Source organism: Allobosea sp. BK604, from assembly GCF_004341515.1.
Taxonomy (GTDB): Bacteria; Pseudomonadota; Alphaproteobacteria; order Rhizobiales; family Beijerinckiaceae; genus Allobosea.
This window is the reverse complement of sequence record NZ_SLZF01000004.1, coordinates 426715-442419: the sequence shown is the minus strand read 5'-3', so window position 1 is coordinate 442419 and position 15705 is coordinate 426715. Positions and strand designations below refer to the sequence as shown.

General features: G+C 65.9%; 12 protein-coding genes. 4 read left to right on the top strand and 8 right to left on the bottom strand.

The annotated features are described in order from the left end of the window. The 5 genes from EV560_RS15055 to EV560_RS15035 all read right to left on the bottom strand — a co-directional run bounded on the left by EV560_RS15055 (position 1) and on the right by EV560_RS15035 (position 5153). Positions 1-207 carry a tautomerase family protein gene (locus EV560_RS15055; RefSeq protein ID WP_131856584.1) on the bottom strand — a complete coding sequence of 69 codons (207 nt, stop codon included), beginning with the start codon at positions 205-207 and terminating at the stop codon, positions 1-3. Continuing rightward, positions 207-1556 carry a Fe-S cluster assembly protein SufD gene (gene sufD, locus EV560_RS15050; RefSeq protein WP_131856583.1) on the bottom strand — a complete coding sequence of 450 codons (1350 nt, stop codon included), beginning with the start codon at positions 1554-1556 and terminating at the stop codon, positions 207-209. The genes EV560_RS15055 and sufD overlap by 1 nt, the downstream gene beginning before the upstream one ends. Next, positions 1556-2308 (bottom strand): Fe-S cluster assembly ATPase SufC, encoded by a 753-nt coding sequence (gene sufC, locus EV560_RS15045; RefSeq protein WP_131856582.1) that lies wholly within the window; start codon positions 2306-2308, stop codon positions 1556-1558. The genes sufD and sufC overlap by 1 nt, the downstream gene beginning before the upstream one ends. A 109-nt stretch (positions 2309-2417) precedes the next feature. Continuing rightward, entirely contained in the window at positions 2418-3890 is a 1473-nt protein-coding gene (gene sufB, locus EV560_RS15040) for a Fe-S cluster assembly protein SufB (protein ID WP_131856581.1), read from the bottom strand. Between the two features lie 57 nt (positions 3891-3947). Beyond that, the gene (locus EV560_RS15035) at positions 3948-5153 is read right to left on the bottom strand and encodes a cysteine desulfurase family protein (RefSeq protein WP_131856580.1); all 1206 of its coding nucleotides are present in this window, start codon (positions 5151-5153) and stop codon (positions 3948-3950) included. Between the two features lie 296 nt (positions 5154-5449). Here EV560_RS15035 and EV560_RS15030 point away from each other — a divergent pair, with 296 nt between their 5' ends. Together EV560_RS15030 and tyrS are read left to right on the top strand one after the other, a co-directional pair. After that, positions 5450-6121 carry an alpha/beta hydrolase gene (locus EV560_RS15030; RefSeq protein WP_131856579.1) on the top strand — a complete coding sequence of 224 codons (672 nt, stop codon included), beginning with the start codon at positions 5450-5452 and terminating at the stop codon, positions 6119-6121. 147 nt (positions 6122-6268) lie between these two features. Beyond that, positions 6269-7510: a tyrosine--tRNA ligase gene (gene tyrS, locus EV560_RS15025; RefSeq protein ID WP_131856578.1), complete on the top strand. Its 1242-nt coding sequence runs from the start codon at positions 6269-6271 to the stop codon at positions 7508-7510. 121 nt (positions 7511-7631) lie between these two features. Here the strand turns inward: tyrS and EV560_RS15020 are convergent, their stop codons facing one another. Next, a complete protein-coding gene (locus EV560_RS15020) occupies positions 7632-11081 on the bottom strand; it encodes a YhdP family protein (RefSeq protein WP_131856577.1) in 3450 nt (1149 codons plus the stop codon). A 240-nt stretch (positions 11082-11321) separates the two neighbouring features. Between EV560_RS15020 and EV560_RS15015 the strand changes: the two genes are divergently transcribed. Further along, the gene (locus EV560_RS15015; protein WP_131856576.1) at positions 11322-11786 is read left to right on the top strand and encodes a peroxiredoxin; all 465 of its coding nucleotides are present in this window, start codon (positions 11322-11324) and stop codon (positions 11784-11786) included. Between the two features lie 111 nt (positions 11787-11897). Further along, complete coding sequence (locus tag EV560_RS15010; RefSeq protein WP_131856575.1) at positions 11898-13217, top strand: M23 family metallopeptidase; 1320 nt, start codon at positions 11898-11900, stop codon at positions 13215-13217. A gap of 23 nt (positions 13218-13240) precedes the next feature. Here EV560_RS15010 and EV560_RS15005 read toward each other — a convergent pair whose 3' ends face one another. Continuing rightward, a complete protein-coding gene (locus tag EV560_RS15005) occupies positions 13241-14356 on the bottom strand; it encodes an SGNH/GDSL hydrolase family protein (RefSeq protein WP_131856574.1) in 1116 nt (371 codons plus the stop codon). 117 nt (positions 14357-14473) lie between these two features. After that, positions 14474-15602, bottom strand: a protein-coding gene (gene prfB / locus EV560_RS15000) for a peptide chain release factor 2 (RefSeq protein ID WP_131856573.1) whose coding sequence is annotated in 2 segments (ribosomal slippage) — positions 14474-15532 and positions 15534-15602 — 1128 coding nt in all. Because the reading frame shifts where the segments join, the coding sequence is not laid out codon by codon here. Between the last annotated feature and the right edge of the window lie 103 nt (positions 15603-15705).

The following is a 15705-nucleotide window of genomic DNA, read 5'->3' as shown; positions in this document are numbered from 1 at the left end:
TCACGCCTTTCCGGGATTGCCTTGCCTGTCGGCGACGAGCACACCGGCATGACCCCAATCCTCGCGCTCGATCTCCTGGATCACGATATGGGTATTGGCCGGATTCTTGCCGAGCACGCTGACCAGCGTCTGCGTGAACTGCTTGACGATCTCGGCCTTCTGCTCGCGCGTCGCGCCCTTGGTGATCTGGAGATTGACGTAGGGCATCAGATCGCACTCACCACAGCATGGGCCTCACGCTCGCCGAGCCAGGCCTCGACCTCGCTCATGATGAGCACACGCAGGTTCTCGTCGGCGACGAACTCGACCGCCTCGCCGGCAAAGGCCTGCAGCACCAGCGCCTCGGCCTGCGGCCGCGGAAGGCCGCGCGCCATCAGGTAGAAGAGCTGCTCGCCATCGATCTGCGCCACGGTCGCGCCATGGCCGCAAACCACGTCATCGGCAAAGATCTCGAGCTCCGGCTTGTTGAACATGGTCGCGCCATCGTTCAGCAGCAGCGCATTGCTCTTCATGCCGCCATCGGTCTTCTGCGCATGCGGGCGCACGATGACCTTGCCTTGGAAGACACCGGTGCCCTCGCCGCCGATGATCGACTTGAACAGCTCGCGGCTGGTGCCGTGCGGCACCTCATGGTCGACGATCAGGGTGACGTCGGAATGCTCCTGGCCACCGAGCAGGCTGACGCCGCGCAGGCCGACCTCGCTATGCTCGCCGGCATAGCGCACGAAATGCTGCTGGCGCACCGTGCCGGAATTGCAGACCAGCGCGAACGAGTCGAATCTGGCCTGGGCGCCGACGGTCGCGAGCAGGCTCTGGACCTGCACGCTCTCGGCCGCGTGGCGCGTCACGATGCGGACATGCTGGACCTCGGTCTCGTCGCCGGTCTCGATGACGAGCGCGCCGTTGATCTGCGCCGCCTTCGGGCCGGCGGCCTCGCTGACCTCGACGACGGTGCCCTTGGCACCCTTGCCGAAAAGCACGACCGAGCGGCTATAGACCGCCTGCTCCTCGACGCCCGAGACGAGCGAGACGATCGCGATCGGGGTTTCGAGCTCGACGCCTTCTGCGATCTCGACCATGACGCCGTCGCGCATCAGCGCGGTGTTCAGCATCAGGCCGGAATCATCGGCGGAGACCCCGGGGCCCGACAGGATGCGGGTCAGATCCTCGCGCGGCGAGACCAGGGCGTCGGCGAGCGCATTGACGGTGACGCCCTCGGGCAAGCCTTCCAGGGTCGAGAGCTCGGCGGCGAAGGCGCCGTCGACCAGCACGAGCCGGATGCCGTCGAGCTTTAGCGCGGCGAGGCGCTCAGCGATCTCAGGTGTGATCGCCGGCTGTCCGGCGAGCGGCTTGGCGTCGCGCAGCAGGCCGCGCAGGTCGGTATAGCGCCAGGATTCGAGCCGGCGATGCGGCAGGCCCTTGGCCTCGAAGCCCGCAAAAGCGTCCTCACGCAGCTTGCGCACGGCGTTGCCGCCCGGCAGCTCCGCCTTCACATTGGCGAATTGCTGGACGAGCGCCTGTTCGGCCGCCGTCTTCAGCGGGGTGACGATGGCCATCAGGCGGCCTCCCCATAGGCGGCATAGCCGCTCTTCTCGAGCTCGAGCGCCAGGTCCTTGCCGCCGGTCTTCACGATCCTGCCCTTCGACATCACGTGCACGGTGTCGGGCACGATGTGGTCGAGCAGGCGCTGATAGTGGGTGATGACGAGGAAGCCGCGGTTCTTGTCGCGGAGCGCGTTGACGCCCTCGGCGACGATGCGCAGCGCGTCGATGTCGAGGCCGGAATCGGTCTCGTCGAGAATGCACATGGACGGCGAAAGCAGAGCCATCTGAAGGATTTCCATGCGCTTCTTCTCACCACCGGAGAAGCCGACATTGAGCGGCCGGCGCAGCATGTCGCGGGCAATGCCCAACTTGTCGGCGGCGGCGTTGACCTGCTTGATGAAGTCCGGCGTCAGCAGCTCGGCCTCACCGCGCGCCTTGCGCTGCGCGTTCATCGCCGCCTTGAGGAAGGTCATGGTGGCGACGCCGGGGATCTCCAGCGGGTACTGGAAGGCGAGGAAGATGCCGGCAGCGGCGCGCTGATCGGCCTCCATCTCCAGCACGTTCTCGCCGTTGAGCAGGATCTCGCCGTCGAGGACCTCGTAGTCCTCCTTGCCGGCGATCACGTAGGAGAGGGTCGACTTGCCGGAGCCGTTGGGGCCCATGATCGCGGCGACCTCGCCGGCCGAGACGGTGAGGTTGAGCCCGTTGAGGATCTGCTTGTCCTCGTCGGCGATCTTGACGACCAGATTGCGAATTTCGAGCATTGTCAGAGTTCCATTCGGTGGGAGATGGTCGGGTCAAGCCCGACCATGACGCGCCTGTCTCGGCGTCATGCCCGGGCCTGTCCCGGGCATCTCGGAAACGGGACGGGCGTCAGCCCACGGAGCCTTCAAGCGAGATCGTGATCAGCTTCTGCGCCTCGACGGCGAATTCCATCGGGAGCTGCTGCAGCACCTCCTTGACGAAGCCGTTGACGATCAGCGCCACCGCCTCTTCCTCGGAGAGGCCGCGCTGCTGGCAGTAGAAGAGCTGGTCCTCGCCGATCTTCGAGGTGGTCGCCTCGTGCTCGAACACCGCGGTCGCGGTCTTGGCCTCGATATAGGGCACGGTATGGGCGCCACACTGGTCGCCGATCAGCAGCGAGTCGCAATTGGTGAAATTGCGCGCGCCGATCGCCTTGCGATGGGCCGAGACCATGCCGCGATAGGTCGAGTCCGACTTGCCGGCCGCGATGCCCTTGGCGATGATCTTCGAGGTGGTGTTGCGGCCGAGATGCAGCATCTTGGTGCCGCTATCGACCTGCTGCATGCCGTTCGAGACCGCGATCGAGTAGAACTCGCCACGCGAGCCGTCGCCGCGCAGGATGCAGGACGGGTATTTCCAGGTGATGGCGGAGCCGGTCTCGACCTGCGTCCACGAGATCTTCGAGTTTCGGCCGCGGCAGTCGCCGCGCTTGGTCACGAAATTGTAGATGCCGCCCTTGCCCTCGGCATCGCCGGGGAACCAGTTCTGGACCGTGGAATACTTGATCTCGGCATCGTCGAGCGCGATCAGCTCGACCACCGCGGCATGGAGCTGGTTCTCGTCGCGCTTCGGCGCCGTGCAGCCTTCGAGATAGCTGACATAGGCGCCCTCGTCGGCGATGATCAGCGTGCGCTCGAACTGGCCGGTATTCTGCTCGTTGATGCGGAAATAGGTCGAGAGCTCCATCGGGCAGCGCACGCCCTTGGGCACATAGACGAAGGAACCGTCGGTGAAGACCGCGCTGTTCAGCGTGGCGAAATAATTGTCCGTCACCGGCACGACGCTGGCGAGATACTTCTTCACCAGCTCGGGATGCTCCTGGATCGCCTCCGAGATCGAGCAGAAGATCACGCCGGCCTCGGCCAGCTCCTTCTTGAAGGTGGTGACGACCGAGACCGAGTCGAACACGGCGTCGACCGCGACGCGGTTCTCCGGCTGCACGCCAGCGAGGATCTCCTGCTCACGCAGCGGGATACCGAGCTTCTTGTAGGTCTCCAGGATCGCCGGGTCGACCTCGTCGAGCGACTTGGGCGAAGCACCCTTCTTGGGCGCGGCGTAATAGTACAGGTCCTGATAGTCGATCGGCGGGTAATGCACGCGCGACCAGGTCGGCTCGGTCATGGTCTTCCAGCGGCGGAAGGCGTCGAGCCGCCATTCCAGCATCCATTCCGGCTCGTTCTTGCGCGACGAGATATAGCGCACCGTGTCCTCGGTCAGGCCCTTGGCGGGCTTGTCGACCTCGACCTCGGTGACGAAGCCGTACTTGTACTCGGTCACGTCGATCGACTTGACCTGTTCGATGGTCTCCTGGACCGCTGGCATTGTTCAGTCTCCAGTCGCGGGTTCAAGGCCCGCCGGTTGGGTACTCTTTCCGGTTCGTCAGGCCGCCGCCTGCGTCTCCCGGCTTCGATTCGCGGCCACAGACTTCGCATAGGCCGCCAGAAACATCTCGATATCCGCCTCGCAGGTGGTCCATCCCAGGCTCGCCCGCAAGGCCCCTGCGCTCATGGCAGGGTCTACTCCCATCGCGTCCAGCACATGCGAGCGCCGCACCTTGCCCGACGAGCAGGCCGAGCCGGAGGACAGCGCCACGCCGGCGAGATCGAGCATGATCAGCGCCGTCTCGGCCTTGATGCCCGGCGTCGCGAAGGCGCTGGTGTTCGGGAGGCGCTCAGTACCGTGCCCGAAGACCGCAGTCTCGGGTGCAAGCGCCCGGATGCCGGCCTCCAGCCGGTCGCGCAACGCGCAGAGCCGTTCGCCCTCGGCCGCAAGCGTCTTGCCAGCGATCTCGGCCGCCAGACCGAAAGCGACGATGCCGGGCACGTTCTCCGTGCCCGCACGCCAGCCGCGCTCCTGGCCGCCGCCACGCATCGGCTTGTCGGCGAGCTCATAGGCGCTGCTCCGGAAGACGATGGCGCCGATCCCCTTCGGCCCGCCGAGCTTATGCGCCGACAGCGTCAGAACATCCACACCCAAAGCATTGATATCGATCGCGATCTTGCCTGCTCCCTGCACGGCGTCGCTGTGCAGCAGCCCGCCATGGCTATGCACGATCCCGGCTGCCGCGGCGACGGGCTGGATCACACCGGTTTCGTTATTGGCGAGATGCAGCGAGACCAGAGCCCGCGCCCCGGGATTCTCAGTGGCGAAACGCGCGAGCCGCGCCTCGAGCCATTCGAGATCGATCCGCCCCGCGCCATCGACCGGGATCGCTTCCGCATTGCCGGCCGGGAAGCGATGCCCGTCGCGCACACAGGCATGCTCCGTCGCGCCATAAAGCAGGAGCGTAGCGGGAACACGTACGCAGTCGCGCCCGCCGCTGCATTCCATGAGCCCGGGCGAAAGGATCGTCGCATTCGCCTCGGTGCCGCCGCTGGTGAAGACGACATTGGCCGCGCTGGCGCCGCACAAAGCCGCGACCTGCGCCCGCGCGCGCTCGACGGCGGCTCGCGCCGCCCGTCCCTCGCCATGGACGGAGGATGGGTTGCCTGCGAGCCCGAGTGCTGCGACCATGGCCTCGACCGCCTCCGGACGCATGGGCGTCGTGGCGTTATGATCGAGATAGGCGCGGGGCGTCCCGGTCACGTTCTGTCAGGCTCCGATCTTGTTTGCGGCTCAGGCAGGCACGAAATGCTTGAAATCGCACCCATGCGCCATGCTATAGCCGCCGCTCCAACGCCTCGTGTCAGGAGCGCGGGAAGCGCCGATCCCGGCCAAACTTCCCTTTGTTCCTATATTGTTCACGGGTGTTAGAACCGTTCTAAGCGCTTCATGTAGGGCGCGAGCGGCGGGTCCGTCAAGGGCGGCGGGGCGATTCAGGCGGCAATTGCCGCCCTCGCCCGCCCCGAAACAGGCCCGCCCCAGCAAAAGGCGAGTGACAGATGCCCGAGGTTATTTTCAACGGACCGGCCGGCCGGATCGAGGGCCGCTACCAGCCCGCCAAGAAGAAGGGCGCGCCTCTGGCGATCATCCTGCATCCGCACCCGCAATTCGGCGGGACGATGAACAACCAGATCGTCTACAACCTGTTCTACACCTTCGTGAATCGCGGCTTCTCGGCGCTGCGCTTCAATTTCCGCGGCGTCGGCCGCAGCCAGGGCCATTTCGACCACGGCGCCGGCGAGCTCTCGGACGCGGCCGCCGCGCTCGACTGGATGCAGGCGCTCAATCCCGAGGCGAAGAGCTGCTGGATCACCGGCGTCTCCTTCGGCGCCTGGATCGGCATGCAACTGCTGATGCGCCGCCCGGAGATCGAGGGCTTCATCTCGATCGCGGCCATGGCCAACCGCTACGACTTCTCCTTCCTGGCGCCCTGCCCGTCCTCAGGCCTGTTCGTGCATGGCTCGGAGGATCGCGTCGCCCCGGTCAAGGAGGTCATGGCGGTGATCGAGAAGGTGAAGACCCAGAAGGGCATCCAGATCGAGCATGCCGTGGTCGATGGCGCCAACCATTTCTTCGACGGCCGGGTCGATCAGCTCATGGAGCAGGTCAGCGCCTATCTCGACCGCAAGGTCGGCCCCGAGATCGCCAAGACCGAGCAGGAACAGCCCTGAGCCGAACGCCGCCATGCTCGGGCTTCGGTCCGGGCAGCCACGTCCTGAACATCGCATTCGACCCGCGAAGACGTGGCTGGTCGGGCCAGGCCCGACCATGACGGGGCAACGGAATCGCCAGATAGTCCCAGTCAGCCGAGTCGCATCATGACCAGCTTCAAGTCCGATCTCCTGCGCGTCCTCACCGAGCGCGGCTATGTCCACCAGATCTCCGATCCGGAGGGCCTGGACGCGGCTGCCGCCAAGGGGCCGATCAGCGCCTATATCGGCTTCGATGCGACGGCGACCTCGCTCCATGCCGGTTCGCTGATCCAGATCATGATGCTGCACTGGATGCAGGAGACCGGCCACAAGCCGATCGCGCTGATGGGCGGCGGCACCTCGATGGTCGGCGATCCCTCGTTCAAGGACGAGGCGCGCAAGCTGCTGACGGTCGAGGATATCGAGCGCAACCTCGTCGGCATCCGCAAGGTCTTCGCCAACTATCTCGATTTCGGCGGCCCGGCGACGATGATGAACAATGCCGACTGGCTGCTCGGGCTGAATTACCTGGAGTTCCTGCGCGATGTCGGCCGGCATTTCTCGGTCAATCGCATGCTGTCTTTCGACAGCGTCAAGACGCGGCTCGACCGCGAGCAGTCGCTCTCCTTCCTCGAATTCAACTACATGATCCTGCAGGCCTACGATTTCGTCGAGCTGAACAAGCGCACCGGCTGCATCCTGCAGATGGGCGGCTCGGATCAGTGGGGCAACATCATCAACGGCATCGATCTCGGCCACCGCATGGCCGACGTCCAGCTCTACGCGCTGACCTCGCCGCTGCTCACCACCGCCTCGGGCGGCAAGATGGGCAAGACAGCCTCCGGCGCGGTCTGGCTCAATGCCGACCTGATGAGCCCCTACGAATTCTGGCAGTTCTGGCGGAATACCGAAGATGCCGATGTCGAGCGCTTCCTGAAGCTCTACACGAAGCTGCCCATGGCGGAGATCGCGAAGCTCGCTGCGCTCGGCGGCTCGGAGATCAACGACGCCAAGAAGGTGCTGGCCACCGAGGTCACCGCGCTGCTGCATGGCCGCGAGGCGGCTGAAGGAGCGGCCGAGACGGCTCGCCAGACCTTCGAGGAAGGCGCGCTCGCCGCCGACCTGCCGAGCGTCGCGGTGCCGAAGGGGACTCTCGATGCCGGCTTCGGCGTGCTCAGCGCCTTCGTCACGGCCGGGCTCGTGCCCTCGACCGGCGAGGCCCGCCGCCAAATCAAGGCCGGCGGCCTGCGCGTCAACGATATGCTGGTCAGCGACGAGCGCGCGACGCTCTCGGCCTCGGACCTCGCCGAGGGCGTGATCAAGCTCTCCTTCGGCAAGAAGAAGCACGTCCTGCTACGGCCCGAGTGAAACGCCGCCTGCATCACCATTGCGAGCGAAGCAATCCCTGGACGGGGCGCTCTGCCGCCCGGGTCACGTCGCCGCCTTGTTCCTCGCAATGATGGCAGCCTGAGCGGCTTGCCGGCTACGCTCAGCGCTGCGCTTCGGCCGAGCCCAGCGTCCTCGGCCCCTGCACCGGCCGCTCATTCGGTGTGCCGCCGAGCGGGTCGACGAAGCGGCGCAGGATGCCGGGGGCGATCGCCGAAAGCGGATTGATCGACATGGTTGGCGCGCTGGCCGAGCCCGAGATTCGGAAATTCACCGCGAAGAGGCCGCCATATTGGCTGCCGCCGCCGAGCAGCGCTCCGACGACCGGCACCTGCGCGAAGGCGTTGTTGAAGGCATAGCCCGGCACGAAAGTGCCGGCGATGTCGACCTTGTCGCGGCCGTAATCGACATTGCCCTGCAAGGTGAAGCCGACCTGCTGGCCCCAGATCACCATGTCGGAGACATCGAGCCGGCTAGACGACCGGCTGAACTCGGCCCTGAGCTTGGTGAAGGCGGCCTCATTGGCATTGATGCGCGGCGTCGCGACCCCACCCGGCGCATCGCCCGCCATGGCAAGGTTGGTCTGTTCGCCAATGACGCGCTTCAGTGCCGGCTCGTCGCGCACCACGAAATCGCGGAACAGCAATTCGCCGCTCTGGCGGTTCTCGCCCGGGCCGAGCGTCAGGATCAGGTCGCCGCCATGGGCGCGGCGATAGAAGTCGAAGAAGCGCAGCACGGCGCCGCCATTTTCCGATTGCACCACCAGCGGCGCTGCCGTGTCGCCCTTGCGGGCGGACACGGTGGCCTTGCCGATCCGGCCGTCGAAACTCAGCGAGCGCAGGTCGCCGTCGCGCTTCGACAGCCTCATCTTGCCGTTGCCGATTGCCTCGTTGTTGAACCCGGTCAGGATCGGAACATCGAGATCAATGTCGATATCGGCCTCTTTCGCCGGGTTCTTCTCGCGGCGCTGGGACGGAGCCGGTCCGCCCTGCAGATCCTTGACGAAGGGCCTGACATCCGCAACCGCGCCGCGAACCGTGAGCTTGGTCAAGCTGCCGTCGCGCCTGGCCTCGACCTTGAGGTTGTCGCCGGGCGAGACCCGGACCTGCGACAGGCTGGCGCTCTCGAAGCTGTTCTGCCTGCCGAGCTCGATCTTGCCCTTGATCAGCACCGGCGCGGCATCGAACGTGAAATCGTCGAGGTCGGGGCCGTCATTATCGGCGATGAAGTTGAAGCTCACCTTGCCGGCCTTGCCGGCTGCCTTGGTGAAGCCGGGGACGCTGCTCTCGATCGCCGCCCTGGTCAGGTCGAGCTCGACACGCGGCGGCTGGTCCGCGCCCCTGCCGAGCGGCTTGCTGACCTTGACGGGCACCGAGCCGGTGATCCCGGCCTCCGGCCCAAAGCCGCGCCTCTGCCGAGCGGCATTGTCGAGCACGAAGGATAGATTCGCCTCGCCCTGCCCCTTCGCATTCTGCCTGACGTCGATCTGCGCCTTGTCGCCGCTCACCCGTCCGTCGCCGCGCAGCGACAAGCCGTTGGCGTCGAAGGTGACGGCGAGATTGGCGCCGTCGAGCTTCTCAGGCGCAAGCAGGCTGTCGGAGCCGACATTCGAGAACGTGCCCGCGCTCTGGACCGTGACCTCGTTCGCCTTGACGTCGGGGGCAAGCGGCAAGGTCAGCGCGGTCTTGAGATCGCTCGTGCCGCGCAGTGAGGCCGGGTCGAGTGCGCCCGGCGTGAAATCCTTCAGTGCGGGAAAGGCGAACAGCGCAGCGAGCGCTTCCATCGGGCCGGTCGTGCGGAAGCCGACCTGCGCCGGTGCCCGATGCATCCAGATTTCGGGCAGGTTGAAACTGCCCTCGCTCAGCATGAGCTTGCGGCCATTGCCGAGATCGGCCGTCGCCTTCGGGATCGAAAGCGTCACGATGCGCCCGCTCGTCGTGCCTTTGACATCGGCATCGACCAGGGGCGGCAATCCCGGCCCGGGCTGGAAGCGCACCTGCGTTCCATCGAGGGAAACGGAAAGCGACTTGTCCGGCATGCCCGCACCCTTGAGCATCCGGGCGTGATCGGCCGCGGGCAGGTCGAGATCGACGACGACGCTCTTCATCCGCCCGGCGAGAAGCTGCCGCCGCAGCGTTCCATGCAGTTCCGGCGAGGTCCAGCCCGGCCAGATCGCCAGGATCGCGCGCGCATCCGAATCCGTGCTCTTGATCAGGAACTTCTGATAGGGCGAATCGCCCTCGCGCCGGACGAGCGCGGTCATCTCGGCATGGATCGCCGGTCCCTGCACGGTGACGTTCGGAATCCGCACCTCGCCGACGCGCTGGTCGAGCGTCAGGTCGCCATGCATCCGGTCGATCACAACCGGGGGATCGGAATCGAGGCCGGCGACCTGGCCGCTGACGTCAAGCGCAGCCTGCCAGACGCCATTCTGCTCGCTGAGCCGGCCCGTGCCACGCAACTGGGTCAGCCCGGCGTTCACCTCGGTCGAGACGATGCGGAAATCGTTCAGCCCGCCATTGCTCTCGACCTCGACATGCGCGGATTCGATCTTGATCGGCTCGATCGGGCTGTCGCGGAAATGCACCGTGCCGGGCAGGATGTCGAAACGGGCCTCGATCTTGCCTGGGCCGCCCGGCTTCTGTGCCAGGGAGACCTTGCCCTTCATCGGCAGCCCGTCGATCGCGACGCTGGCCGTGCCGAAGGCGAGCGCCATCGCTTCAGCTGGCTCGAAACGGGTAATATCGACCTCGGCGTGATGCGTGCCGTCCTTGTCGGTCGAGAGATCGATCGAGAGCTCTTTCCAGCGCGGGCCGGTCCTGCCCTTCATGGTCAGGCGGGTGACGCCGCCCTCGGCACGCGACAGCCTGATATCGACATCCTCGAGCCCGGCCTTCTGGCGCCCGTCCGGATCGACCAGGGCGAGCCTGGCGCCGCGCATGCCGGCGGTCTCGAGCGCACCGAGCAGCCCGTCGCCCTGGGCGAGGGTCCCGACGGCGCTCATGATGCTGGTGAAGGCGTTCCAATGCCCGGCATCGGCCACGACCGGCTGGGGCAGCGTCTCGGGCGGCGCTGAATCGGCGTTGACGATCAGCGCCCCGTCGTGATTGACGCCGAGTCTGACGTTGACGCCGCGCAGATCGACCGAGACCAGCCTGATCTCTCCCCGCAGCAAGGCGAGCGGCTCGTAGCCGAGCACGGCCTCCGGAGCGCGGAAGGCAGCGCCGCTGCGATGGCGGAAGGAAACCTGCTTGACCATGAGCTGCGAGCGGCCGTCGATGCGGCTGAGCTCAGCCTGTCCGGCCTCGACCTGCCAGTCGGGTCCGAGCCGCTCGGCGATCGCCGCCGAGATCCGCCCTTCCAGCCCCGAAAGCGGGATCATCCCGGTGACGAGCAAGGTGCCGGCGGCAGCAGCCAGCGTGACCAGGGCGACGACGGCAGCAACCGCAATGGTGACGAGCCCGGCCTTGGCCCGCCGCGCCACCGCAGCGACCTCCTCGCAGGCCGGCGTTGCTGCCTTGGCCTGCCCGCTCTTGTCTGCCGTGTCGTTCACTGGGACCTATGCATTGGGATGAAGGGTCGAAGCCGATTCTCCGATCCCCGGGTAGGCCAGCCGCCGTATCATGAGCCTCGTCCTGCCCAGAGGCCAGCGGATAACCGCACCAGTGCGTCGGCTACCCTAACTGATTCGGCGCGCATCCCTGCCGGCTGGCTTCCATTCGGAAACGCAGCGTACCTTGCCAACCGATTCTCTGGCTCATTGCAGGTCGAACGCGACGAAAGGAAGGCAGCCGTGTCATTGAAGGAAGGCGACCTCGCTCCGGATTTCAATTTGCCGACCGATGGCGGCGGTTCGCTGGCGCTGTCCAGCCTGCGCGGCCGGAAGCTCGTGCTCTATGCCTATCCCAAGGACGATACCGAGAGCTGTACCAAAGAAGCCATTTCTTTCAATGGCTTGAGGAAGGAATTCGCTGCGGCCGGAACCGAGATCGTCGGCATTTCGCCCGATCCGGTGAAGCGCCATGACCGGTTCAAGAAGAAGTACGACCTCGCCTTCCCGCTCGTCGCCGACGAGACCCGCACGATGCTCGAAGTCTATGGGCTCTGGGTCGAGAAGAGCATGTATGGCCGCAAGTATATGGGCGTCGAGCGCACCACCTTCCTGATCGACAAGGACGGCAGGATCGCCCGAATCTGGTCGAAGGTGAAGGTTGCCGGCCATGCCGAGGAGGTGCTGGCGGCGGTGCGGGCGCTGTGAAAGCCGAGCGGAACGGCCTCTGCCCGACGTGGCCGGGGCCCTGATTTGCAAAACATTAACCCTAACAATGTCTGATGCGGGATATCGGCAGCGTCACACTCGGTTTTGCGTATGACTCATCCCGCTTCCCAAGGCCCTTCCCTCCCCGTCTCAGGACTTGTCTCGCACAAGACCTACACGATCAGCCGCTCGACCGCCTTCGCCGGCCTCGCCCTGCTGACCTTGACCACGGCGCTGAGCGGCGCCTGCGGTTGGTACATCCTCAACAAGGACGATCTCGCCGCCCGGCTCATCGCCCGCGAGACCGCCCGCCAATATGCCTATGAGGACCGGATCGCGGCGCTGCGCGCCGATATCGACCGCCTCGCCAGCCGCGCATTGCTCGATCAGGATGGCGTCGAAGCCCGGGTCGACGAGCTGGTGACGCGCCAGGCCGAGCTCGAAAGCAAGCAGGCCCTGGTCGCCTCGGTCACCGATACGCTGCAATCGATCGGCATCGGGCCGGCTGCGACGAAAGCGCCTCTGCGCGCCCGCCTGATCAAGCCGGAGGAGCCGGTACGCGCCTCCAATGTCTCGAGCTTCGCACCGATCGCCCCGAACAAGCCGATGCCTGCCCCCGAGACGCCGTCCCTGCGCGGCGCCGAGGCCGGCAAGGGCGCAACGCCCTGGGAATCGGGCGCGGCCGAGCCGCAGGCGCCCGCGCAGCGCGTCGCCGGCACGCTCGACCGGCTCGACCGCTCGATCACCACGACGGCGAATGCTCAGCTCGTCGCCCTGCGCCAGATGGATGAGAACCTGGCCGAATCGCAAAAGACCATGCGGGGCGCGCTGGCAGAGACCGGACTCGACGCTGACCGCCTCGCCGCCTCCATTGCACCCGCGGCGAAGGGGGGCGTCGGCGGGCCGTTCGTTCCCTTCAAGATCGATCCTTCGGCCGGCCCGTTCGAGGCGACCCTGGACGCCCTGCAGCCGCGCATCTCCTCGGTCGTGCGCCTGCGCGGCCTGATCGATCAATTGCCGCTGCGCAAGCCGATGCAGGGCGAGGTCGACATGACCTCGAACTACGGCTACCGCGTCGACCCGTTCACGCGCTCGCCGGCCATGCATACCGGCATTGATTTCCGTGCCGAAACCGGCTCGCCCGTCCGCGCCACCGCGCCGGGCAAGGTGGTCACGGCGGAGTATACCGGCGGCTATGGCAACATGGTCGAGATCGAACATGCCGGCGGCGTCAGCACGCGCTACGCCCATATGTCGGCGATCCTGGTCTCACCCGGCCAGGTGGTCGGGACCGGCACGATCGTCGGCAAGGTCGGCACCACCGGCCGCTCGACCGGCCCGCACCTGCATTACGAGACACGCATCAACGAGGAGCCGCTCGATCCGACGCGCTTCCTGCGTGCCGGCGGCAAGCTTGCGGGCATGCTTTAAGAAACCAGGCCAATCCGCCAGAACTATTGCGCTTTAAGCACTTCGAGAACGGCTGCGCCAGCGACGGCGTGGCCGGCTTCGTTCCAGTGCGAGTCGGCATCGAAATCGAAGCGGCGGTGGTTCTTGGCCCAGTCCGCGGCGAAGACCGGGTGGAGATCGAGGAAGCCTATTCCGGCACGTTGGGCGGCTTCAGCCGCGATCCGGTTCAGCGTCAAAGCCCGGCTGTCGGAGCGTTCCGCGTAGATCGCGCGGCGATCGCCATCCATCGCGATCAGCAGCCTGGCGCCGATGCTTTGCGCCCGTTCGGCCAGGCGCTTGAACACATAGTCGGTCGCGACCCTGATCTCCGCCTCATGGCTGAGCACCGAAGAGACGTCGATATTGGCCGCGAAACGGTCGTCATCCGCATGGGCCGGGCCGAAAATGGCATCGACCAGCGCTTGAGGCCGCAGCTGCCACCGATAGAGGAAATAGCGCGCCGTCGCGGTCTGACGCAGCCATTCCACCGCGCCCGGCCGCCAGGGTTGCGGCGGAATCTCGCCGGTGACCTTGCCGTCCTCGATCTTCAGCTTGAGGAAGCTCGAGGTGTAGCGCCCGGGCCTGTAGACGAAGCTCTCGTCGAAATCATTATGGACCAGGAGCACGACGATCGTGTCCGGCTTCGTCGCCAGGACCTCGCGCTCGACCATATGCAGGTATTGGCTGAGCGGCGCGCCGGCGAGGGCGAAGCGAAAGGTCTCCGTCGGCGCCGAGGGCGCGAGCCCGGCCTGCACGACCTCGGCAAAGCTGCGTCCGACCGGCACCTGCAACGCCTCGACGAAACTGTCGCCGACGAAGGCGATTCGGCGCACGCCCGGCCGGCGCTCGCGCGGATAGTCGGGCAGCGGTGAGTTCCAGCCCTGGGCGTTGATCGAGAATGGCGCCGCGACCTCGTCGCGAATGCGCCAGACGCCCTGCTGGTTCGGCGCATAGCGCACGACCTCGTTGACGAAATCATTGCGCGGCACATCGCTGCCCGGCAGCACGAACCGGAACAGCACAAACTCGCAGAACAGCAGGAAGACGACGAGGCTCGCCAGCGAGACCCCGAGATTGATCAGGCCGTTGCGCAGGCGCGAGCCGGGCTTCTCGATGGTCATGCCCGGCTCCCGGTGGCGAAAGCATTTTCGAGCGAAGTGGACACCGGTTCGCGCGAAGAAAATGCGATAAAACAAAGATCTAGGGCAGTTCCGTGTTTCGAAGGATCACGAACGGCCCTAGTCGATATCCTCGACCTCGACTTCCGTGCCATAGACCCGCTGCGCCAGCGAAGCCTCCATGAACGGGTCGAGATCGCCGTCGAGCACGTCGGACGGCGCGGTCGAAGCGACGCCGGTGCGCAGATCCTTCACGAGTTGATAGGGCTGCAGCACGTAGGAGCGGATCTGGTGGCCCCAGCCGATATCGGTCTTCGAGGCCGCCTCGGCATTGGCCTTTTCCTCGCGCTTCTTCAGCTCCACCTCGTAGAGCCGGGCGCGCAGCATGTCCCAGGCCTTGGCCTTGTTCTTGTGCTGCGAGCGCTCCTGCTGGCAGGCCACCGCGATCCCGGTCGGGAGATGGGTGATGCGCACCGCGGAATCGGTGGTGTTGACGTGCTGGCCGCCGGCGCCGGACGAGCGGTAGGTGTCGATCCGGCAATCCGATTCCTTGATGTCGATCTGGATGCGGTCATCGACCACCGGATAGACCCAGACGGAGGCAAACGAGGTCTGTCGCCGTGCGTTGGAATCGAAGGGCGAGATCCGCACCAGCCGATGCACGCCCGACTCGGTCTTGAGCCAGCCATAGGCATTGTGGCCCTTGAGCACGAGCGTCGCAGACTTGATGCCGGCCGTGTCGCCGTCCTGGTAGTCGAGCGTCTCGACCTTGAACTTCCGCCGCTCGCCCCAGCGCCGGTACATCCGGAACAGCATCTCGGCCCAGTCCTGGCTCTCGGTGCCACCGGCGCCGGGATGGATCTCGAGATAGGTGTCGAGCATGTCGGCCTCGCCCGAAAGCAGCGATTCGACCTGGAGCCGCGCAGCCTCGGCCTGGACCGTGCTGATCGCCGATTCGCCCTCCGAAATGGTGGCCTCGTCCTCCTCCATCTCGCCGAGCTCGATCAGAGTCAGCGCGTCATCGAGGTCGCGCTCGAGCTTGGTGATGCCCTCGATCTGGGTTTCGAGCGCAGTGCGCTCGCGCATCAGCTTCTGCGCCTGCTCGGCATCGTTCCAGAAATCGGGGCCTTCGGAGAGCGCGTTCAGCTCAGCGAGACGTCGTTGTGCGACATCCCAGTCAAAGATGCCTCCTCAGCAGTCCGATCGACTGCTTGGCGTTGTCGAGATTGGTCTGGGCTTCGGGACGCATGATTCGAACAGGGCTTCCGTTGAGGATTGTGCGTTGGAGCGCTGGAGATAGGGGCGAAAGGCCGATGTGTAAACGCCGGCATGGCGTCATTCCCGGGCTACGC